The sequence below is a fragment of the Lactococcus garvieae genome, from assembly GCF_016027715.1.
Taxonomy (GTDB): Bacteria; Bacillota; Bacilli; order Lactobacillales; family Streptococcaceae; genus Lactococcus; species Lactococcus garvieae_A.
Genome location: NZ_CP065691.1, coordinates 943,982 through 965,903, shown reverse-complemented (window position 1 = coordinate 965,903; position 21,922 = coordinate 943,982). Strand labels below are relative to the sequence as shown.

At 38.2% G+C, this 21,922-nt stretch carries 17 protein-coding genes; 15 read left to right on the top strand and 2 right to left on the bottom strand.

The window, feature by feature from the left end; genetic code table 11:
- The first annotated feature begins 51 nt into the window (after positions 1 to 51).
- From I6G50_RS04805 to I6G50_RS04775, 7 genes are all read left to right on the top strand, one after another.
- Positions 52 to 2,139, top strand: a complete 2,088-nt coding sequence (locus I6G50_RS04805) for a heavy metal translocating P-type ATPase (RefSeq protein WP_197909342.1) — start codon at positions 52 to 54, stop codon at positions 2,137 to 2,139.
- Between the two features lie 83 nt (positions 2,140 to 2,222).
- Complete coding sequence (gene recQ / locus I6G50_RS04800; RefSeq protein WP_197909341.1) at positions 2,223 to 4,007, top strand: DNA helicase RecQ; 1,785 nt, start codon at positions 2,223 to 2,225, stop codon at positions 4,005 to 4,007.
- A 131-nt stretch (positions 4,008 to 4,138) separates the two neighbouring features.
- On the top strand, positions 4,139 to 5,089 hold the full coding sequence (locus I6G50_RS04795; RefSeq protein WP_197909340.1) for a N(4)-(beta-N-acetylglucosaminyl)-L-asparaginase: 951 nt from the start codon (positions 4,139 to 4,141) through the stop codon (positions 5,087 to 5,089).
- 13 nt (positions 5,090 to 5,102) lie between these two features.
- The gene (locus I6G50_RS04790; RefSeq protein WP_197909339.1) at positions 5,103 to 6,476 is read left to right on the top strand and encodes a PTS sugar transporter subunit IIC; all 1,374 of its coding nucleotides are present in this window, start codon (positions 5,103 to 5,105) and stop codon (positions 6,474 to 6,476) included.
- Positions 6,477 to 6,485: 9 nt separating this feature from the next.
- Positions 6,486 to 7,004, top strand: coding sequence for a GrdB-related putative oxidoreductase (locus I6G50_RS04785; protein WP_197909338.1), 519 nt, complete (start codon positions 6,486 to 6,488; stop codon positions 7,002 to 7,004).
- Positions 7,005 to 7,035: 31 nt separating this feature from the next.
- Entirely contained in the window at positions 7,036 to 8,328 is a 1,293-nt protein-coding gene (locus tag I6G50_RS04780) for a Sapep family Mn(2+)-dependent dipeptidase (RefSeq protein WP_197909337.1), read from the top strand.
- 41 nt (positions 8,329 to 8,369) lie between these two features.
- Positions 8,370 to 9,095 carry a GntR family transcriptional regulator, LSA1692 subfamily gene (locus tag I6G50_RS04775; protein ID WP_081166484.1) on the top strand — a complete coding sequence of 242 codons (726 nt, stop codon included), beginning with the start codon at positions 8,370 to 8,372 and terminating at the stop codon, positions 9,093 to 9,095.
- A 27-nt stretch (positions 9,096 to 9,122) separates the two neighbouring features.
- On the opposite strand, the gene I6G50_RS04770 is transcribed toward I6G50_RS04775, so the two are convergent.
- Both I6G50_RS04770 and I6G50_RS04765 read right to left on the bottom strand, forming a co-directional pair.
- Positions 9,123 to 11,717 carry a YfhO family protein gene (locus tag I6G50_RS04770; protein WP_197909336.1) on the bottom strand — a complete coding sequence of 865 codons (2,595 nt, stop codon included), beginning with the start codon at positions 11,715 to 11,717 and terminating at the stop codon, positions 9,123 to 9,125.
- Between the two features lie 37 nt (positions 11,718 to 11,754).
- Positions 11,755 to 12,534 (bottom strand): DUF4931 domain-containing protein, encoded by a 780-nt coding sequence (locus I6G50_RS04765; protein WP_003135493.1) that lies wholly within the window; start codon positions 12,532 to 12,534, stop codon positions 11,755 to 11,757.
- Between the two features lie 160 nt (positions 12,535 to 12,694).
- On the opposite strand from I6G50_RS04765, the gene mnmA reads away from it, so the two are divergent.
- The 8 genes from mnmA (at position 12,695) to gntK (ending at position 21,920) form a co-directional block, all read left to right on the top strand.
- A complete protein-coding gene (mnmA, locus tag I6G50_RS04760) occupies positions 12,695 to 13,819 on the top strand; it encodes a tRNA 2-thiouridine(34) synthase MnmA (protein ID WP_042753152.1) in 1,125 nt (374 codons plus the stop codon).
- 345 nt (positions 13,820 to 14,164) lie between these two features.
- Positions 14,165 to 15,388, top strand: coding sequence for a 30S ribosomal protein S1 (gene rpsA / locus I6G50_RS04755; RefSeq protein ID WP_003135489.1), 1,224 nt, complete (start codon positions 14,165 to 14,167; stop codon positions 15,386 to 15,388).
- Between the two features lie 274 nt (positions 15,389 to 15,662).
- Positions 15,663 to 15,908, top strand: a complete 246-nt coding sequence (locus tag I6G50_RS04750) for a hypothetical protein (RefSeq protein ID WP_197909335.1) — start codon at positions 15,663 to 15,665, stop codon at positions 15,906 to 15,908.
- 90 nt (positions 15,909 to 15,998) lie between these two features.
- Positions 15,999 to 16,430 carry a YiiX/YebB-like N1pC/P60 family cysteine hydrolase gene (locus I6G50_RS04745; RefSeq protein WP_197909334.1) on the top strand — a complete coding sequence of 144 codons (432 nt, stop codon included), beginning with the start codon at positions 15,999 to 16,001 and terminating at the stop codon, positions 16,428 to 16,430.
- Positions 16,431 to 16,447: 17 nt separating this feature from the next.
- Positions 16,448 to 17,605 (top strand): hypothetical protein, encoded by a 1,158-nt coding sequence (locus I6G50_RS04740; RefSeq protein WP_197909333.1) that lies wholly within the window; start codon positions 16,448 to 16,450, stop codon positions 17,603 to 17,605.
- A gap of 111 nt (positions 17,606 to 17,716) precedes the next feature.
- Entirely contained in the window at positions 17,717 to 19,345 is a 1,629-nt protein-coding gene (locus I6G50_RS04735) for a glycoside hydrolase family 13 protein (protein WP_197909332.1), read from the top strand.
- A 163-nt stretch (positions 19,346 to 19,508) separates the two neighbouring features.
- Complete coding sequence (gnd, locus tag I6G50_RS04730; protein ID WP_003136822.1) at positions 19,509 to 20,414, top strand: phosphogluconate dehydrogenase (NAD(+)-dependent, decarboxylating); 906 nt, start codon at positions 19,509 to 19,511, stop codon at positions 20,412 to 20,414.
- Between the two features lie 9 nt (positions 20,415 to 20,423).
- Positions 20,424 to 21,920, top strand: a complete 1,497-nt coding sequence (gene gntK / locus I6G50_RS04725) for a gluconokinase (protein WP_197909331.1) — start codon at positions 20,424 to 20,426, stop codon at positions 21,918 to 21,920.
- Positions 21,921 to 21,922: the final 2 nt, after the last annotated feature.

The following is a 21,922-nucleotide window of genomic DNA, read 5'->3' as shown; positions in this document are numbered from 1 at the left end:
TTTTCTCTAAGTAATTAAGTTTACAACTGTAAACTATAAAAGGAGTATAAGATGAAAAGCCAAAACTTTGTCATAACAGGTATGACTTGTGCTAACTGTGTAAATACGGTGTCCAAGGCACTTAATAATACAGAGAAGATTCAAGAAGCTACTGTTAATTTAGCTACAGAAAAAGCTAAAGTTGTTTTTGATGAAAATTTAAGTGACCAAGATATTATCAAGATTGTAGAAAAAGTAGGGTATGGTGCAATCGTCAACGATAAAGCACACCAAGAAAAAATTGCCGCACAAGCACAGAGACGTGATCGTAATTTACGTCTGTCTCTTATTGTGTCAGCAGTATTAACCTTACCTTTAGTGCTGGCAATGTTTGAAGGAATTCTGGGAACACATTATCTTATGTTTTTACATAATCCTGTTCTACAACTTATTCTAGCTACCCCTGTACAATTTATAATTGGGGCGCGCTTCTATATAGGTGCTTACCATGCGCTGAAAAATGAAAGTGCCAACATGGATGTTTTGGTGGCTTTGGGAACAAGTGTTGCTTATTTTTCAAGTTTAATTTTAGCCGTCTTTATGGGTCAACTGAATGCCCTAAACTTTGAATCTGCTATGGTTATTATTACCTTAGTTGTCTTAGGTAAAGTCCTGGAGCACAATGCTAAAGAGAAAACTACTCAAGCTATCACACGTTTAATGAGCAGTCGTGTCAAAATGGTGCATACTGAAAAAGGTGAAGTACCACTTGAAGACGTCCAAATCGGTGATGTTATTCAAATCTTTCCCGGAGAGAAAGTTCCTTTAGATGCCATGATTCTTAAGGGCAAAGCCTCATTTGATGAAAGTCATCTTACGGGTGAATCTTTGCCTGTAGTCAAAGGGGACGATGAGACTTTGTTTGAAGGGACTGTAAATCTAGATGGTTCAATCAAGGCGGTGGTTGTCCGTGATGTTAAGGATTCGACGATTTCTCGTATGGTCGAAATGATGGAAGAAGCTCAAGCTTCTAAGCCAAATATTCAAAAATTTGCGGATAAACTTTCAAGTATCTTCGTTCCAATCGTTTTAGTTATTGCATTGTTGACATTCATTTTGACTTGGATTTTTACAGGTGTATTACTTACTGCCATCATGCATGCCGTGGCAACATTAGTCATAGCTTGTCCTTGTGCACTTGGTTTGGCAACGCCCACTGCGATTATCTCAGGAACAGGTTTAGCTGCAAAACATGGATTGCTCCTAAAAAATGCGAATGCTTTAGAACTTACCAATAGTATAAAAACGGTTTTCTTTGATAAAACGGGAACAATTACCACAGGTGAATTTGAGTTAGCGAATTTTGACGGAAGTTCAGAAGAGTTTAAAATACTGGCTAGTTTAGAAAGTCGTTCTAAACATCCTTTGGCACAAGCTGTGCATGCTGAAGAAACATATGAAGTAGAAAAACTTCAAGAAATTGCGGGACGAGGACTTTCTGCCGAAATTAATGGACGCAAATATTTTGCAGGGAATGCAAAACTTATGGAAGAGCAGGGTTATCAATTTGCCGAAAGCTCCGATACTGTTATTTACCTAGCTGATGAAGAAAAATTACTAGCAACCGCTACATTTAGTTCAGCAATTAAATCAGAAAGTGTTCAAACAGTATCTGAATTGCAAAAAGCAGGGATCCGAACAGTAATGTTGACAGGTGATAATGAAAATTCGGCTAAGAAGATACAAAAAATTGTAAACTTAGACGAAGTAAGAAGTAACTTGTCTCCTGAAGAGAAAGCTCAAATTGTGCAAAGTACTCCTGATTCGATTATGGTCGGCGACGGTATTAACGATGCAATTGCTCTGGCAAGTAGTACTGTAGGTGTTGCTATGGCCACTGGTTCAGATATTGCTATGGAAGCAGGGGATGTGACCATTATGGGCGGAAAACTTCATAAGCTGCTTGATTTGTTTACCATATCGCGTAAAACCTTACGCAAGATAAAGCAAAACTATTTCTGGGCCTTTATTTATAATGTGATTGGTATTCCTTTAGCCGCATTTGGACTCCTCAATCCAATGTTAGCAGCTGCAGCAATGAGTTTGTCAAGTGTTTCGGTAATTTTAAATTCTTTACTTTTGACCAAATCAAAGATTTAAGGAAAGAATGTATCAAAGTACAAAAAAGAAAAATTCACTTTTGTTCGTGAATTTTTTTCATATTAAACGTATAATAAGAGAAGATGAATTTAGAAGAAAAGCTTAAGGAAATCTTTGGTTACGAAAATTTTCGCCAGGGTCAAAAACAGATTATTGAACAAGTTCTTAAAGGAACAGATACATTAGGTATTTTACCGACAGGTGCAGGGAAGTCGATTTGCTATCAGCTTCCTGCTCTTTTACAAGAAGGGGTAACTTTGGTTGTTTCGCCGTTGATTTCTCTCATGAAGGATCAGGTGGACCAGCTGAATATTGCGAATATCCCAGCCACCTTTATTAATTCAACCGTAGATGACCAAGAAACACGTTTTCGTATGGCTCAAGTTGAAAGTGGTGAGGTTAAAATTTTATTTGTTGCACCTGAACGCTTTGAACTTGAATCATTTAATTACTTTCTACAACATTTGCCTATTGACCTTGTAGCTATTGATGAAGCTCACTGTATTTCGCAGTGGGGGCATGACTTTAGGCCCTCATATGTTACTTTTGCGGAACGCTTAGCTGACTTACCAACAGCACCTACCATACTCGCATTGACAGCTACAGCAACTCCTCGTGTAGCAAAGGATATTCAAGATTTACTCAGGATTTCACCAGAAAATACAGTAAAAACGGGATTTTTACGTGAAAATTTGCGATTTGAAGTTGTTAAAGGGAAAGATAAGCGGGATTTTCTGAAGTCCTATTTAAAAAAACATCCAGACGAATCAGGAATTATTTACGCCAATACCCGCAAGGAAGTGGAAGAAGTAACAGAATGGCTCAATCGTAACCATTTTCCAGCCAAGCGTTACCATGCAGGTTTATCAGAAAGAGAACGGCAGAATAATCAAGAAGATTTTCTTTATGATGATGTTCAGATTATGGTTGCTACAAATGCCTTTGGTATGGGAATTAATAAAAGCAATGTTCGCTTTGTTATTCATTATGGTATGCCTGCAACGATTGAGGCCTACTATCAGGAAGCGGGTCGAGCGGGACGTGATGGTTTAGATTCGGACGCAATTTTGTTGTTCTCACCTAACGATGTACGTTTGCGCAATTTTTTGATCGAGCAAGGTGAGGGAAGTGATTCACATAAAGAGCAGGAATACGAAAAATTAAGGCAGATGCAAGCCTATACCAGTTCTGAAACCTGTTTGCAAGGCTATATCTTACAATATTTTGGTGATCAGGGTGAAGACTGCCATAAGTGTTCTAATTGTTTGGATGATCGAGAACGTACTGAAGTAACTCTAGAAGCACAGAAAGTTATGTCCTGTATTATCCGGATGGAACAACGCTTCGGAAAAACAGCTGTAGCCCAAGTCTTGGTGGGCTCAAAGAATAAGAATTTAGCACGTTGGAATTTTGAAAAGTTGTCTACTTTTGGCATTATGAAAGGTTATTCTCAAAAAGCAGTTGGAGAATTGATTGACTTTTTGGTGGGAGAAGGGTACTTGGTAGTATCTGCAGGAAAATATCCTTTACTTGGTGTCTCCCAACGGGGTATAAAAGTTTTACAAGGTAGTGAGAAAGTTTGGCGACGAGCAGTATTAAATCTAGATAAGCAGGCTTCAGTATCAGATGAGATATTTAATACAGACTTATTTGAAGACTTACGCACTCTTCGACTTGAGATTGCCAAAGAAGAAGGTGTTCCACCTTTTATGATTTTTTCAGATGCCTCATTGAAAGATATGACTCGTATCATGCCCCAAGAAGAAGAAAGTTTCTTAGAGGTGTCTGGGGTGGGTCAAGTAAAATTAAAAAAATATGGTGCAGCTTTTTTAGAAGCTATAAAAGAGTATAATACACAAGAATCATAAGATAAATAGAAAAGTCATTTTGCTTTTCTATTTTTTTTTATAAAAAACCTCTTGACAAATGTAAGCGTTTAATTTAAAACATAAAACAACTAGTATATACTATATTGTATATAAAATAAAAGGAGGTATATATGTGGGGAATTATTGCAACATGGCGGATGGCACATGATGGAGTCTGCGAAGCAGAGAAGCTACTGGATAAAGGAGGGAAGGCCAGTCAAGCCTTGGAAATGGCTATAAAAAAGGTTGAAGATTATCCCTTTTATAAATCTGTAGGTTACGGAGGTCTACCAAATGAAGCTGGCATATTAGAAATGGATGCAGCCTATATGGATGGAGACTCTTTCAAAATCGGAGCAGTAGCCGGTATTACAGACATCGCCAATCCAATATCTGTGGCCAAGTCCTTATCTGAAGAGAAGTTCAACAGTATGCGTGTGGGAAGTGGTGCCAGACAATATGCGATTGAAGCAGGCTTTGAGCAGAAAAAAATGCTGACAGAGCGTGCACGTAAGATTTGGGAAAGACGTTTAGAAGAAATGCAACGCACAGGTCTTTCCGCTTATGATGGACATGATACAGTGGGCATGGTTGCACTTGATTCCCATCAAACAATGGTGGCCGGGACTTCCAGCTCAGGACTTTTTATGAAAAAAAAAGGGCGAGTTGGTGATTCTCCATTGTCTGGATCGGGCTTTTATGTAGACAGTAAAATTGGAGGAGCAACAGCAACGGGGCTTGGAGAAGATCTCATGAAAGGCGTACTTTCTTACGAAATAGTCCGTTTAATGGGTGAGGGATTGAGTCCCCAAGAAGCTTGTGATCAAGCCGTATATTCCTTTGAAGACAAACTGAAAGAAAGATACGGAAAAGCAGGAGCTTTCTCTTTGGTTGCCTTGGATAAAACAGGAAATTGGGGTGTCGCAACCAATGTAGAATTTACATTTAGCGTAGCCACAAATAAGCAAAAACCGGCCATTTTTATTGCACATCCGGCCGATAATCATAAAACCCAGATAGAAGCGATTAGCCAAGAATGGCTAGATGCTTATGAAAAACGAATCAAAGCACCTATTGAATAGGTAAAAGGAGAAAATGATGTTTTCAAAACTTGAAAAAATTATGTTGCCCTTAGCAGAAAAAATTGGGCGGAATAAGTATCTTATCGCTATAAGAAATGGTTTCTTGGTATCTACACCACTCTTGATTGCTGGTTCTTTCTTCCTTCTCTTAGCGAATTTCCCAATTCCTCAGTGGATTAACTTTTTAGAAACAACAGTGATTAATAGCAAAACAGGAACGACTTTGGCTGAGATGATTACGAAACCTGCGGATGCGACATTTACTATTATGGCTGTTTTTGCGGTTGTAGGTATCGGTTATTCATTTGCCAAAGAAATTAAGGCTAATCCAATATTTGGTGCAGCAGTTACTCTAATGTCTTGGTTTCTACTTATGCCCTATTCTGTCACAGGCGAGGTAACCGTTGAGGGGGTTGCAAATCCCGTGTCAGCGACATTAACAGCTCTACCCCTTTCGTGGGTAGGAGCGAAAGGAATCTTTATTGGTATAATTTGTGCTTTTGTTTCAGTTAATCTTTATCAATTTGCTGTTAACAAAAAATGGGTGATTAAAATGCCAGAGGGAGTGCCACCGATGGTTGAAGATTCTTTTGCTGCTTTGATTCCTGGCGCCTTTGTTATGGTTATCTTTTTTGCACTTAATTTGGTTCTGAATATTTTGGGAACGAATGCTTTCGACTTGGTCTTTAATTTCCTGCAAATCCCTCTTTTGCATCTGGGCGATACAGTTTGGGCGATGATTATTGCTTATATCTTCCTCCATGTTTTTTGGTTCTTTGGAGTTAACGGAAGCTCAGTTGTTGGAGCTGTCTTTAATCCAATTCTTTTGACCCTTTCTCTGGAAAATGTAGATTATTTTAAAAATGGTACAGGTGCACCACACATTATCAATGCGCAGTTTCAAGATTTGTTTGCCACATTTGGTGGCGCGGGATCAACGCTTTCACTTTTAATTGCTATGCTGATTGTCTGTCGGTCAAAACGGATTAAGGAATTGGGAAAATTAGCCTTAGTACCCGGTATTTTTGGCATTAATGAGCCGATTATCTTTGGGTTGCCAATTGTATTGAATCCACTTATCTTTATTCCCTTTGTCTTAGTTCCAACCTTTAACATTATTGTTTCATATATTATGATGAATCTTCATCTCGTTCCAATCACTAACGGTGTATTAATTCCTTGGACAACGCCGATTATTATTTCTGGTTTCTTAGCAACCAACTGGGCGGGAGCACTTTTACAGTTCGTCTTGCTCATTATTGGGGTCTTTATCTATATTCCATTTATTAAGATTATGGATGTACAATATATGAATGAAGAACGTCAAGCAGCAGATGCAGAGCTTGATGCAATCACAGACGAAATGCTCAGTTTTGATAATTTATAGGAGAATCTAATGAGACTAGTAATGATATTGAATCAAATTCAAGCAGGAGTGGGTACTAAGGACGATGTGAAGTTTCCTTTAACTGCAACAAAAGAAGTTATTGGCCCCGGAGTAACACTCAAACCTCTGCTTACCGATAGCGAGCAGAATTTATTAGTTACTATCTATATGGGAGAGCAGACCTACACCGACTCTCCAGACATTATTCGAAGAAAGATCAAGGGGATGTTGGAGCGCCTGAATATCGAAGGTGTAATATGTGGGCCCTCTTTCAACTACCCAGAGTTTTCTAAAATGTCTTTAGAGTTAGCTCAATATATTCAAGAGGAGATGAAGTTGAAAGTCATCTGCGCCATGTCTGAAGAAAATGAAAGTTTAATATCTGCTTATAAGGAAGAGATTGATATTGTAAAAATGCCTAAAAAAGGTGGCGTAGGATTAAATGAGTCTTACAAAACAATCTGCAAAGTGTTGAAAGCCAAAGAGAATAATAAAGGACGAGAAACATATAAACAGCTGATATATTAATAAATTTGTACTTAGAGTAAAGGAGCAGGTCATGTATAGGACAGAAATTGAGCAAGAATGGGAGGAATACGTTTCCCTGTTAAGAGGGGCCATTGCTATTCCAAGTGTTAGAGGGATTCCGGAAGCTGAGGCACCTTTCGGTTGTGAACCACGTCGTGCTTTGGATTATGTTCTAAATGAAGCAGCAAAATATGGGTTAAAAACAAAAAAAGTAAAAAATGCCATGGGTTACGCTCAGCTCGGAGAGGGAGAAGATTACATAGGTATTGTAGGGCATCTAGATGTGGTCGCTGCAGATGGCCCAGGCTGGCTCTCTCCAGCTTTTAAACTCGAAGAACGCAACGGCTTTTTCTATGGTAGAGGGGTTTTAGATAATAAAGGGCCTATCTTATCTTGCTTATTTGCTTTGAAACTTTTAAAAGAAAGAAATTTTAAACCTAGAAAACCAATTCGTATTATTTTCGGAACAGATGAAAAAAGTGGCTCAGCTGACATTCCTCTTTATCTATCGGAAGAACGGCCACCTGTTTTTGGTTTTACACCTGATTGCAAGTTTCCAGTGGTCTATGGAGAACGTGGTGTTGTCGCTGTGGAATTGATGACTAGCTTTTCGCCAAAAGAAATAGCGTCCATAGATGTTTTTCAGGGAGACATGGCTAAGGAGTTTGTTCCAGATGAGGTTAGTATTTCTATCGAAGGTGAAAAGTACATAGGCTACGGGCAACGCACCCCCAGTAATGCGCCAGAGTTAGGAAAAAATGCTATCACTGCTCTGGCCGATTGTCTTCAAAAAAAACTGCCAGAAAGTGACTTACATTCTTATTTTTCTTGGCTGACAGAAAGTTTTCATGAAAAACATTTTGGTCAAGGATTAGATATTGACTTTTCAGACCAAGAAAGTGGACGTTTGATATTAACACCTTATGCAATTCAAAAGATTGGAGATTCTATTTGTTTATCTGTCAGTATCCGTTATCCAGTGACGATAAAGGAAGACCAGGTTATAGAGAGTCTAATCAAACATCTTTATAAAGATACGGAACTGAAAATTGTTCGAAGCATGCCTGGTACGTACTTTGATAAAACAATGCCCGAAATTAAAGTGTTATCTGATATTTATGAGACTGTCACAGGGTTAGATGGCAGCCCTGTAACCACAACGGGGGCAACTTATGCGCGATCTATGCCTAATATTGTTGCTTTTGGCCCTTCATTTCCTGGCGAGAAGGGGATTGCGCATAAAGAAAATGAATATATGAATATTGAACACCTTAAACAAATGATCGAAATATATATGAAAAGTATTGAAGAGCTCTGTCAATAAGAAACTTTGAAAAACAAGATAAGCGTGATAAAATAAAAGTAATGAATACCGAAAAAAATGGAAGCAAAGCTAAGTTTCGAGCTGTTTCTCAAGAAATAGAAAAAAGAATTGATAAAGGCGTGTATGTTTCTGCTCAAAAACTCCCATCAGAATATGATTTAGCATTAGAATTTGGGGTAAGTCGTTTAACTGTCCGCAAAGCTATGGAAGATCTCATCAACAAGCAGATTGTCATCAAGAAAAAAGGCAAGGGTGCCTATGTCATCGAACAACCCAAAATACAAAGTGGAGGTATGGGTTTGAAGTCCTTTACTGAAGCGGCAAAAGCTATGGGAAAGGTCGGACAAACCCGCCTCCTTCATTTCCAAAAATTGGAAGAAGTTCCTGAAGAAGTGGTACAGGCCTTATATACTGTGTCTGATTTTGTTGAGCTAAAACGCTTGCGTCTGCTTGATGACGAACCGATGACCTTAGAAAAACTTTATTTTTCAGAGCAGCTCATTATAGGAGCAACTGAAAAGGAACTTACCGGTTCCCTGTTTTCGATGATTGAAAAAAAGGTCGAAATTGGCTATTCTCATCAAGAAATCGAAGCCATACTTGCCACAGAAGAACTAGCCAAACTCTTAGAAGTTAAAGTCAACAGCCCGATTTTCCGCGTCCACTCCACAGCCTTTTCTTTAGATGCGCGCCCTATTTTGTATGATATATCTTATTATCGCGCAGATAAATACTCTTTTAAAAACACGCTAATTCGTCAACATTGAGCATACAAATATGTAAAAAAACAGCACTCAGTGCTGTTTTTTTCTGTAAAGGAAATCATAACCAACAAATAGAAGGAGACCAGCGACGAAGCAAGCAATTCCAGCTTTGAGCCCTTGAGGAAAGAAGTGTAATTCTACTTTATGTTGTCCAGCAGGGGCATTAACTTTCATAAAGCCCTCTTGTGCCTTATCTAGTCGCACGGTTTTACCATCCAGTTTCGCAGACCAGCCCTTATCATAGGGAAGCGTCAGAAAGATTTGTCCCGACTGGCTTGTATTATAAGTGAGTGTGACCCCATTTTTGGTTTGCTCAGTTTTGACATCTGCTTTTTTTAAGCTGTCCATAGCAGCTTGATATTTATCTATATTTAAGGCTAAAAATCTTGTTGTTTTGAAAGAAACTTGCGAGTTCTCGGGGAAAGAGATGCTCACTTGGACCTTCGTCTCTTTATCAAATTTTCCAAGATTGTAGAAATTACCAACATCATTACTGTTGACATTATAAGCATGCAGTACTTTTTTACCAGAGCTGATAGTGATATTAGTTGTTCTAGAGTTTTGATTTAAATAGCTGACATCAGGGAGTTCAAGATAAGCCTGACTGCGAGCTGGTACAGTGATACCATAAGTTACAGATACGCCACCGTCTTCTCCGACTTTCCGGACAAGAGTAACTTGATCTTTACTCCCCGATATCGTACTATTACTTGTCTCAGAATCTACATAGAATTGAGTAAAATATTTGTCCTTTCGATTCGTCAGCTGATTGAGGAAGGCTTCTTGGTTAGGGATGATGTCTTTCTCGGATTTCTTGAGATTAACATCCTTAAAAGCACCCTGAACAAACAGTCCTAAAGATTGGGCATTCTTATTTTCAAACAAGGAGGGTTTAATCTGATTAAAACCATATTTTTCCAGTTGAAATTGATTAATATTGTAATGAATAGAAAGAAGAGAGTCCATAATTAAAGTATTTTCAGGATAGCGTAAGTTGAGATAAGTACTATCAGTATGGAAACCCAGTAAGCCCATTACTTTACTAGAATTACTGTTGCGTACAGAAGAAAATTGGGAAAGTGCATTATAATTGTATTTCATCCCATCGTTTGCAGTGTCAGGCACTGTATTTTCTGTTCGGACAAATGCCTTATCAGTTCTAGAGTGAATATTTGTGACCAATGGATTGATAAAATTCGTTTGAGTATTATAGTACTTTCTGCTTGCAAAATTCCATTCTTTCTTAATACCTGAAAGTTGATAATAACTGTTCAAACCAGCTTCTGTAATCATAAATAAGAATAGGACAAGAGCTAAAATACGCCAATTGAGCCACTTTTTAAAGAAAGACAAGACCACAAGCAAATAAGCAAGTGCAAAAAGTAATGTAAGTGCAAAATGTAGAGTATCGAGATAAGAATACTCTCCCCATATTGCAGTAGCAACAAAAGTGACACCAAGGAGTGTGAAAGGAAGTAAAAACATCCATAATTTTAGTTGTTTGAAGCGCGTGAGAGCCTCACAAGCCATGATTAAGATGAGCAAAGAAAATAGGAAAGCATAACGATGTAAAAACATGTTAGGCGAGTGCATGCCTTGCCAAGCTAAATCAAGAATTTGCAGATAAAAGGAAGCGATAAGAAAGGCGAGCAAAATGCCAAAAGATATTTTTGTACGCCATTTTATTTTGGGAAGGAAGAAAAAGGTCATTGCTAGAAGAAGAGGGAAAAGCCCAAGATAAATCATGGGAACAGCATCATACTGCGTGGTGTCATAAGTTCCGATAAAATTTTTAGCAAAGAGGTCAAAAACAGCAGAGTTCTGGGTCCAAAGACCGTTTATTTGTGATAAGGCCTGCGTATTATTCGCTTTGAGATCAAGGTACATAGGCAAAAGCATAACTAGGCTTGTTAAAGCAGCTAAAGTAGAGGTAACAGCAAAATCTAAGAACTTTTTCCAAGACCATTTTTCAAATGTAGAACGCACTAAGAAATATAGCACTAAAAAAATTGCGACCATGAAGCCAAAATAGTAATTTTGAATAAACAAAAGACTTAGGCTAATGAAATAAAGACGGCGTTTCCCAAAGTCCTGAAGGGAGTGCATTCCCCAAATAATTAAGGGAAGCCAAATAAAAACATCAAGCCACATAATGATTTCAATTTGACTGGTTAAAAAGCTCATTAAGGCAAAGGAAGTAGATAAAGCAAGTACGAGGAGAGAAGGAAGCTTCTTATACATATTCTTCACTGCAATATAGCTTGAAAGTCCAATAGACCCGAATTTTAAAAGGGTTATCAAATAGAGAGCATCAGGCATGTTGTGGACATTGAAAAAGTAAGTTATGGGCATGAAAAAACTACCCATATAGTAAGCTGAAAAAGCATAGAGATTAAGGCCTAAACCATTGGTAAAAGTATAGAGAAAGCCTAAGTTTCCATTATGGAGGATATCACGATAGAGTGTATGAATAGCAACGTATTGATGATAAGCATCACCTGCTAAGGTTGAAACATCACTCCCCCAGTAAATTCCTAAAGAAGCAAAAGCTATACCTAGCAAGCCAATTGGCAAAACAAAACTGCCAATCATCAACCAAATATTTTTCTTGATAAAATCAAACATACTCTTATTATAACGAATTTACAAAAGAAAAACTGGACTAACCCAGTTTTTCTTGTAATTCTTTAGCGATTTCCTCTAGACGATTATTTTTGTTGACCTGAGGAATTTTGTAGCCAATAAAATAAGGTGAGGTAATGAAACGAGGAACTATTTTACAGATGTAGCGTTCACTCTCGGGCATTTTATAAAAGAAGAGGTTATAAGAATCACAGCGTCCATTCATATAATCTTCGAGCAAATAATGCGTGATAGTCTGAACTCTATCAGCCAAATGGTCAATATTGGCTAAATTAGTGATAATGACATTAAACTCAACAAACCCCATAATTGGTCGTGTGGAAAGTGTAATATCCACACTGTTGTGCTTAATCGTTACCCCTTCAAAATTCTCAGGTGAAATGTGTTCATAGCCGTCAGCGTCTTCTAAACCCACGATTTGCATGTGAGGATGACGAAGTGTCCCACCAGAATGCGGGCCGAAGTTTTTAAACATTAATACAGACTGATACTTAGGGTCATCCAGCAATTTTTGCCAGCACTCAAAAGCAAAGCGGAAAACTTGACGATTTTCTTCTACAGAATATGTGGAAATATCGCCCAAGTGTTTATCAGATTCAATAATAACTGTCATTAAGGAATTCTCGACAGTAGGAAATTTGTTTTTTAGCCAAATTTTATGCTTCTGTATGTCTAAAATGTCTTTAAGATTTGGAGTATCACAAAAAGGACAAACTCTCTTTGTTTCTGCCAAATTTGCATATTTGTTTTTATTAATTTCCATGTTAAAAATCAGGGGATTATCAGTGTGTTCAATCATAATTTTATTATAGCATTTCGCAGTCTATTTATTTCGTAAAAAAACTGGTATAATAAATCGTTACCTATTATTTACTTCAGCCTTCAACTGAATGTAAGCTTTTTTGTTTTTCTAAAGAAAAATAGGAAATCTAAATAAAATAGAAAGAGATGGTGAACAAATAATGGATAATTCAAAAACAAGAGTCGTCGTTGGTATGTCCGGCGGTGTCGACAGTTCGGTTACAGCATTAATGCTGAAAGAACAAGGTTATGACGTCGTTGGTGTCTTCATGAAAAACTGGGATGATACTGATGAAAATGGTGTCTGCACAGCAACGGAAGATTACAAAGATGTAGCGGCAGTAGCAGATCAAATCGGGATTCCTTACTATTCTGTCAATTTTGAAAAAGAATATTGGGATCGTGTATTTGAATACTTCCTTGCCGAATATCGTGCAGGACGTACTCCCAACCCAGATGTTATGTGTAACAAGGAAATTAAGTTTAAAGCATTCCTTGATTATGCGATGGAACTTGGAGCTGACTATGTTGCAACCGGGCACTATGCCCGTGTAACCACAGATGAAGACGGTACAGTCCACATGCTCCGTGGTGTGGATAATAATAAAGATCAAACCTACTTCCTCAGTCAACTGTCACAAGAACAACTTAAGAAAACAATGTTCCCACTGGGACATTTAGAAAAACCCGAAGTACGTGCCATTGCAGAACGTGCAGGTCTAGCTACAGCCAAGAAAAAAGACTCTACTGGAATCTGCTTCATTGGTGAAAAGAATTTTAAAGAATTTTTGACAAACTATCTTCCTGCAACCGCAGGAAAAATGATGACTTTAGATGGTGTAGAAATGGGTACACATGCTGGACTTATGTACTATACTATTGGTCAACGTGGAGGTTTGGGAATTGGTGGACAACATGGACAAACAACAAGCGATCCTTGGTTTGTTGTGGGTAAGGACTTGAGTAGCAATACACTTTATGTAGGTCAAGGCTTTCATCATGAGCATCTCTATTCCGATAATTTGACTGCAAGTGAACTCAGTTTCACGCGTCCAATGCCGGAAGAATTTGAAATGCATTGTACTGCTAAATTCCGCTATCGTCAAGAAGATACGGGTGTAACCATCTCTGTTAAAGGTGACAAGGTCGCTGTTAAGTTTGATGAACCCGTGCGTGCCATTACACCAGGACAAGCAGTAGTCTTTTACGATAAAGATGAATGCCTTGGAGGCGCATTGATTGACTTTGCTTATAAAAATGGTCAAATTATGCAATATCAATAATAAAAGATAAAAAACGTGAGCCAAACTCACGTTTTATTTTGTACACTTTTTTATTTTATTATAATCAAAAAATTATTTTTACCCTATTAGACTCATCAACTTACTTTTAAGATTAAAACAACTAAAAGAAAACGTTTCCTTTCGGAAGAAATGAACAAAGGAATAGTTAAAACTTCTCTGCAAATGTTGTTAGCATAAGTACAGAAAGCCCTTGTAAATATTTATGGGCACTCTTTATAAAAAAGAAGAAAAAAAGTATTAAAAAGCTTTCATTTCTCTCATAGTTGTGATATACTAAGTCATAAGACTGTAGACAGTCAAATTGTTGGAGGAATTTTTTTACAAATGAATGAATTTGAAACATTGTTAAACAGCGTTGAGGACGTTAAAGTACGTGACGTCGTAAAGGGTGAAATCCTTACTATCGAAAACGGGCAAGCAACAGTTGCTATCGTTGGTACAGGTGTTGAAGGTGTCCTTACACTTCGCGAAATCACAAACGACCGTGATGCTGATATCAATACATTCGTAAAACCTGGTGATATTCTTGATTTGCTTGTTATCAAACAAATCGTTGGTAAAGACGCTGAAGGTGCAAATGTATACCTTCTTTCATTGAAACGTCTTGAAGCTCGTAAAGCTTGGACTGAACTTGAAGGTAAAGAAGGCGAAATCCTTACTGTTAAAGTAACGAAAGACGTTAAAGGCGGACTTTCAGTAGATTATAACGGTGTCCGTGGATTTATCCCAGCGTCTATGATTGATACATACTTCGTTAAAGATACTAAGAAATTTGTTGGTCAAGAAATTGAAGCAAAAATTATCGAAATCAACGCATCTGAAAACCGCTTCATCCTTAGCCGTCGTGCTGTAGTTGAAGCTGAAACTATCGAAATGCGTAAAGAAGCTTTTGCTCAATTGAACGAAGGCGATATCGTTGAAGGTACTGTTTCACGCGTTACTAACTTTGGTGCATTCGTTGACCTTGGTGGTATCGATGGACTTGTTCACGTTTCTGAACTTAGCCACAACCGCGTTAAACGTCCATCAGACGTTGTAAAACCTGGTGATAAAGTTGAAGTTAAAATCTTGAAACTTGATGAAGAAGCTGGTCGTCTTTCACTCTCTCTTAAAGCTACACAAGCTGGCCCATGGGAACAAGTTGAAGAAAAAGCACCAGTTGGCTCAACTGTTGAAGGAACTGTTAAACGTCTCACTGACTTTGGTGCATTCGTAGAACTCTTCCCAGGCGTTGAAGGACTCGTTCACGTTTCACAAATTTCTTGGGAACGTGTTGAAAATCCAAAAGACGTACTTAAAGTTGGTCAAGTTGTGAACGTTAAAGTTCTCGATGTTAAACCTGAAGAAGAACGTATCTCACTTTCAATCAAAGCATTGGAAGAAGCTCCAGCTCGCCCAGCTCGTAACAACGATGATGGTGAAAAACGTGACCGTAAACCACGCGCTCCACGTAAAGCAGCTAAACCAAGCTACGATCTTCCTGAAACTCAAGAAGGTTTCTCACTCGCAGACTTCCTCGGAGAAGACTTCGACATCAACGATTTGTAAGAAAATCTCTAGAAAAGTCGCAATGCGACTTTTTTTGACTCAATATCTGAGGGATATATTCTTCCATAATTTGAATAGAAAAACACCTGAATTTTAATTATTCAGGTGTTTTTCTATTCAATTAAGGATAGTTTACGTTGGTTGCGAAAGCTTAAAGGATTTCTGCAAGATACAGGAGATTTCTTTGATTTAATTCTTCTTAACTCAAACGAAAAATTGTGAATAAGAAAACTATGTTAAGATGAAATAAATTTTATTAGAAAAGAGAAAACGGATGATGAGGAAGAAAAAACAGCTGGCTATTGGGATAATGGGTGTGGCTTTGCTGGGATTAGGAAGTTTGGGAGTAGGTCAAGCCAAAGCCGAATCTTTGGATAACTTGAAAGCAAGAATGGCAGAACATGTAAAGAAATTAGAAAGAAGCAGTCGCACCGCAGATTCTAAGGAAACAAGGAAAATGGAAAAAGAACTGGAAGATATGTACCTTAAGTTGGTAGAACAAGAAAATGAAGGAAAATAACATCATGGAAAAGATTGATAATTACCAGTTGTTTCAGATAAGACAGATCGCACACGTGCACGATATGGTAGATGGACATGGCGGGATGGTGTGATTGCTATTACAAATAGAGGGATTTCAGGAAGTTGGCATGCGGGGATAGTAGCACCTCAGTATCCTAAAGTTACAGCAGAATCTTCACCAAATACAAATGGCGTTAGATTTCAATCTAATTTTGAAGGTCGCGGAAAAGTAGGCAAATATAATGTCTGGCAAACGGGTGTAAAGTCAACGTCTGTTTCACAAGACTGGCACGCAGGCCATTGGGCGGGGAGACAAGCTGGAAAGCCCTATAACTTTAACTTCTATCGAACCAACAATAGAAATAGTTTTTACTGTTCACAGCTCGTTTGGGCAGCCTATATGGATGTTGCCAAAGTTAATCTCAATACTTCGGCTTATGATATCCCAGGCGCACGTGCTATTCATCCTTCCGAGTTACTTTATAATAATAAAGTCCAGCTGATTTATCGTGCAAAATAAGAAAAAAGTATCCTACAATGAAAAAAATAATATTACTAGTCCTAGCAGCTGTCTTACTCTCTTTTAGTGCTGTCTTTTTAGTCCAAAGAAATAGCTTAAAAGGAGAGCAGACCTTTAAAACAAATAAAAAAATTAACTTTTATATCATGTCATCTAAAAAGATTGTAGGCTTTGAGAGAACCGCTAAAGGAGCCAATAAACTTTCAGAAGACAAACTGAAACTAGGAGAAGAGACCGCAACCCATAATCTCCAACCTGATTCTAAAGATAACCATTTCTTCCTTTTCGAAGACTTCACCCCAGCACCTTTTCCTAGAGGCCCACAAACCGTTATCAGTTTAGATATTGAAAATGGAAAGCTATCGAAAGCAGAATATCCTGAAGGTCCAATTACAGGAGCTGGATTTGACGGAAAGTTTTATTATCCTCTGACTAGCCAACCTGAGGGAGGTTCGATTCACAAATATGATAAGTCGAAAACTCTAAAGAAGCAATTCAAATTTCCCGCTATATCTGGTAACGTGATGCATGCTGCAGCAACAGATAATAAAAACCTGTATGTGTTGAATAGTACGATGAATGAAGGAGATAAATCCACACACAATAATATTGTGATTTTTTCAAAAAAGGATTTAAAGAAGGTAGATGAAAGATTAATCATCAATGCAAACTCTGCTATAGCAAATTCAGAAGCTTTTATAGATATAAAGTTGATAGGAGATAAATTTTATCTGACAAATACGAGTTATCGCTTGAAAAGCAATCCTTACGAGCCAACCCCACAAGATAAACTGGTTATCCTCGATAAAAAAAGTTTGGCCCGAACGGAAGTTAGTTTAGGAAAAAATGAGCCTCACAAAATAGCAGTGTCTCATGACGAAAAAACGTTAGCGATAAGCCATGCGAATGATGGATTTGAAAACTCAATGATGATAAGTTTCTATAATATTGATACCCAAAAAACCAACCATCTAGAACTTGACAAAACACTCATGGAGAACTTCTCTAAAGAAGATATGCTAATTAATGTTGACTTTGATAAAGAAGGCAAAGTTTGGATTTTAACTTGGAAAAACCTGCTTGTCTATGATTTAGAGAAAAAAGAAAAAGTTTTCGGACTGAATTTAGAAAAATATGGCTTGGAATACTCTCATTTACTGGCTTTGAAGAAATAAAAGCTATTTTACACAAAAATATGCTCTCTCTTTTTGTTGCTCATTCTTATTAAAAATGATATTATAATTTTAAGCAACCGCTTGCGTAAAATTAAAAAGGGGAACTAAAGAATGAATAAACAAAATTGGTGGCAAGAAATTGTGATGTATCAGATTTACCCGAGAAGTTTTCAAGACAGTAATGGAGACGGTATCGGTGATATTCAAGGTATTATTTCACGTTTAGATTATCTCGAGAAGTTAGGGATTGGTGGAATATGGCTTAGTCCTGTTTACCAATCTCCTAATGATGACAATGGATATGACATTTCTGATTATGAAGCCATCATGGATGAATTCGGGACGATGAGTGATATGGAGCTCCTTATATCAGAAGCAGAAAAACGGGGCATTAAGATTATTATGGACCTTGTTGTCAACCATACGAGTGATGAGCATCCATGGTTTGTTGAGGCACGAAAATCTGAGAAAACGAAATATCGGGACTACTATATTTGGCGGGAAGCACCAGCGGACGGAAGTCTACCTAATGATTTGAAATCAATATTTGGTGGTCCAGCTTGGCAATGGGATGAAGCAGTCGGACAATACTATCTTCACTTGTTCAGTAAAAAACAACCAGATCTTAATTGGGAAAATGAAGACTTACGGCAAGCTATTTATGAAATGATGAATTTCTGGATAGACAAAGGCATTGGTGGTTTCCGTATGGACGTTATTGATTTGATTGGTAAGCAACCAGATCAAGGTGTTACAGGAAACGGACCTAAATTACATGACTATTTGAAGGAAATGAATCAGGCGACTTTTGGAGATAAAAATCTGCTGACAGTGGGAGAAACTTGGGGAGCAACGCCTGAAATTGCAAAGCAATATTCAAACCCTCAAAATAAAGAACTTTCGATGGTGTTTCAATTTGAACATATTGGCTTAGATGAAGCAGAGGGAAAAACCAAATGGGATGTAGTTCCGCTAGAGATTGGAAAACTCAAAGAGGTTTTCAGCAAATGGCAAACTGAGTTAGGAGATGAAGGCTGGAATTCTCTCTTTTGGAACAATCATGACTTACCACGCATTGTCTCACGATGGGGAAATGATCATGAATATCGAGTCGAATCTGCAAAAATGCTAGCTATATTGCTACATATGATGAAAGGTACACCTTATATCTACCAAGGTGAAGAGATCGGAATGACCAATAATCCGGTAGAAGATATCCAACAAATAGATGATATCGAAAGTCGAAATATGTACTTTGAGAGGTTAGAAGAAGGTTACAGTAAAGAGGATATTCTGAGTTCTATCAATGCCAAAGGTCGTGATAATGCACGCACACCAATGCAGTGGAATGATACAGCTTCTGCAGGTTTTACTACAGGACATCCTTGGCTAGCGGTAAATCCTAATTATAAGCAAATAAATGTGGAAACTGCTCTGCAAGATGACAGTTCTATCTTTTATACCTATCAGAAATTAATTGCTTTACGTAAAGAAAACCCAATTATCGTGTGGGGCGAATTTGAACTGCTAGAAGAAACGGCTGAAGAAGTTTTTGCCTATATTCGCTCTTATCAAGATGAAAAATGGCTAGTCGTAGCCAACTTTAGCTCAACAGAAAATAAGTTTTCCTCATCATTTGACATGGGAGAAGTAGTAATTCAGAACTATCCACATACTATAAAGGATGTGGGAGAAATCATACTTAAACCTTATGAAGCCTTTGTTGTAAAAATTAAATAGAGATAAAATAATCCGACCAGTCAGAGTGTCCGGATTATTTTTTTGTGCAATTTTTAACAGAAAAACATTTACATTTAAATTGTTGACAAATGAAAAAGAATTACTTATAATAAAAGAAAGCGTTATCAAAATATTGACAGATAAATTAAGGGGTGCAAAAAATATGAAATTTGGAATGATTGGCCTAGGAAAAATGGGTTATAACTTAGTGAAAAATGCCGTCGACCACGGGATAGAAGTTGTGGCCTTTGACCAGGATAATGCAGCGGTCACTGAAGCAGAAAAATTTTCCGACAAAATTACTCCTGCTCGAAGTTTAGAAAATTTTATAAGTGAACTGCCTCATCCTAAGATAGTATGGGTGATGTTACCAGCAGGAGAACCAACAAATGCAACGATTGACACGTTATCTGAACGTCTTGGCGCAGGTGATATTCTTATTGATGGCGGGAATTCTAATTATAAGGATAATTTGAAGCAAAATGATCAGCTAAAAATGAAGGGAATACATTTCTTTGATGTAGGAACTTCTGGGGGCATGGCAGGTGCACGTTCAGGTGGTAATTTTATGATTGGTGGCGATGATGAAGAAGCTTGGAAAATAATAGAACCTCTTTTTGAAGCATTGGCACAAGAAGATGGCTATCTTTATACTGGAAAATTAGGGAGTGGACATTATTTGAAGATGATTCATAATGGTATTGAATATGGCATGATGCAGGCTATCGCTGAAGGGTTTGAAATTTTGGAAGCTTCACCTTATGAGTATGATTATGAGGCGGTAGCTAAACTTTGGAATCATGGCTCCGTTATTCGTAGCTGGTTGATGGAGCTGGCTGAAGCACAATTTGCTCAAGATCCTAAATTAGACGAAATTGCAGGAAAAGTTGCTGCCTCTGGAGAAGGGAAATGGACCGTGGAAGAAAGTTTAGATTTAGAAATCCCAGCTCCGATTATCGCTTTATCTCTTATGATGCGTAATCGTAGTCTGCAGGAAGACAGTATGACAGGGAAAGTTGTTGCCGCTTTACGCAATGGTTTTGGTGGACATGCAGTCGTTGAAAAATAAGGAGAAAAAATGGAATATTTGATTGGACTTGATTTAGGAACAACTGCGACGAAAGCTGTGCTCTTTAAAAAAGACGGAGAAATTGTAGCAAGTAGTAGTCATGGGTATACGCTTTATCGGGATTCCAGTGGTATGGCTGAGGAAGCTTTAGAAGATATTTTTGAAGCCGTTTTGATTACGATACGTGAAGTTTCAATCCATCTCGAAGAAGAGGACCAACTCTTAGCCGTATCTTTTAGTACACAGCTGCATTCTTTGATTGCTTTTGATAAAAATTGGGCACCGCTCACAAGAGTCATTACTTGGGCTGATACACGTGCGGTCGCTTACACTGATGCATTGAAAGCTTCAGGACAAGGATTGGAAATTTACAAAAGGACGGGCACACCGATTCATCCAATGGCTCCTTTGTCTAAACTCTTATGGCTGAGGAAGGAAAAGTCAGAGATATTCAGAAAGGCCGCTCATTATCTGGACTTAAAAGGTTATATTTTTCACCGTCTTTTTCAAAGCAATAAAATGGACTTATCCGTAGCTACTGGCACCGGAATTTTCAATATTCATAGTCTGGAATGGGATAAAGAAGTTTTGGAATTGACGGGCGTTTCAGAAGACCAACTGCCTCAGGTGGTAGAACCTTACGAAATTGATCAAGGCATGCCATCAGAATACGCTAAGAAGATGGGGATACCACAAGAAACGAAGTTTGTGTGGGGTGCTGGTGATGGGCCCTTATCCAATCTAGGGGTAAATGCTATCAAGCCAGGGGTTGCGGCTATTACAATCGGTACATCGGGAGCTATTCGTGTCGTGACTGATAAACCGCGTGTTGATGCAAAGGCAAGAACTTTTACTTATGCTTTAGATAAGGACCATTGGGTAGTTGGAGGTCCGGTTAATTCTGGTGGTGATGTCTTTCGTTGGATACGTGATCAGATTTTTGATGGAGAACTCACTTTTGACGAAATTACGGATATAGCTTCGCAAATTCAGGCGGGAGCAGAGGGCTTGCTTTTCCATCCTTATCTGGGTGGGGAACGTGCACCAATATGGGATGCAAATGCACGTGGCTCATTCTTTGGACTAAACCATGGACACAACCGTAACCATATGGCGCGTGCAGTATTAGAAGGTGTCATGTTTAATATTTATATGGTTGCTCTGAGTTTGATTGAAGTTACCGGAGACTTAAGACAGATTCAAGCTACAGGAGGTTTTGTTAGTTCTGAACTGTGGACACAAATCTTGGCAGATATATTTGAGCAACCCATTAATGTTCCAGAGAGCAGGGAAGCGGGTTGCTTAGCCGCAGTAGTAATGGCAGAAAAAGCTTTGGGCCTAATTGATGATTTGGGCGTGGTTGAACAGATGATTGGCTCCAATGCAACATATGAACCCAATAGGGAAAATTTCACCTCTTACCGAGAATTGTCGATTTTGTTTGTACAATTGGCGCGCAGTTTTGAAGAAAGTTACAAGGCAATCGCTGACTACCAGCGGAAATAAAA

Coding starts and splice junctions, on each gene's coding strand:
- gnd (WP_003136822.1), top strand. CDS start 19,509: ATGAAATTTGGAATGATTGGCCTAGGAAAAATGGGTTATAACTTAGTG.
- I6G50_RS04750 (WP_197909335.1), top strand. CDS start 15,663: ATGATGAGGAAGAAAAAACAGCTGGCTATTGGGATAATGGGTGTGGCT.
- I6G50_RS04780 (WP_197909337.1), top strand. CDS start 7,036: ATGTATAGGACAGAAATTGAGCAAGAATGGGAGGAATACGTTTCCCTG.
- gntK (WP_197909331.1), top strand. CDS start 20,424: ATGGAATATTTGATTGGACTTGATTTAGGAACAACTGCGACGAAAGCT.
- recQ (WP_197909341.1), top strand. CDS start 2,223: ATGAATTTAGAAGAAAAGCTTAAGGAAATCTTTGGTTACGAAAATTTT.
- rpsA (WP_003135489.1), top strand. CDS start 14,165: ATGAATGAATTTGAAACATTGTTAAACAGCGTTGAGGACGTTAAAGTA.
- I6G50_RS04765 (WP_003135493.1), bottom strand. CDS start 12,534: ATGATTGAACACACTGATAATCCCCTGATTTTTAACATGGAAATTAAT.
- I6G50_RS04795 (WP_197909340.1), top strand. CDS start 4,139: ATGTGGGGAATTATTGCAACATGGCGGATGGCACATGATGGAGTCTGC.
- I6G50_RS04740 (WP_197909333.1), top strand. CDS start 16,448: ATGAAAAAAATAATATTACTAGTCCTAGCAGCTGTCTTACTCTCTTTT.
- I6G50_RS04735 (WP_197909332.1), top strand. CDS start 17,717: ATGAATAAACAAAATTGGTGGCAAGAAATTGTGATGTATCAGATTTAC.
- I6G50_RS04805 (WP_197909342.1), top strand. CDS start 52: ATGAAAAGCCAAAACTTTGTCATAACAGGTATGACTTGTGCTAACTGT.
- I6G50_RS04770 (WP_197909336.1), bottom strand. CDS start 11,717: ATGTTTGATTTTATCAAGAAAAATATTTGGTTGATGATTGGCAGTTTT.
- I6G50_RS04790 (WP_197909339.1), top strand. CDS start 5,103: ATGATGTTTTCAAAACTTGAAAAAATTATGTTGCCCTTAGCAGAAAAA.
- I6G50_RS04775 (WP_081166484.1), top strand. CDS start 8,370: ATGAATACCGAAAAAAATGGAAGCAAAGCTAAGTTTCGAGCTGTTTCT.
- I6G50_RS04785 (WP_197909338.1), top strand. CDS start 6,486: ATGAGACTAGTAATGATATTGAATCAAATTCAAGCAGGAGTGGGTACT.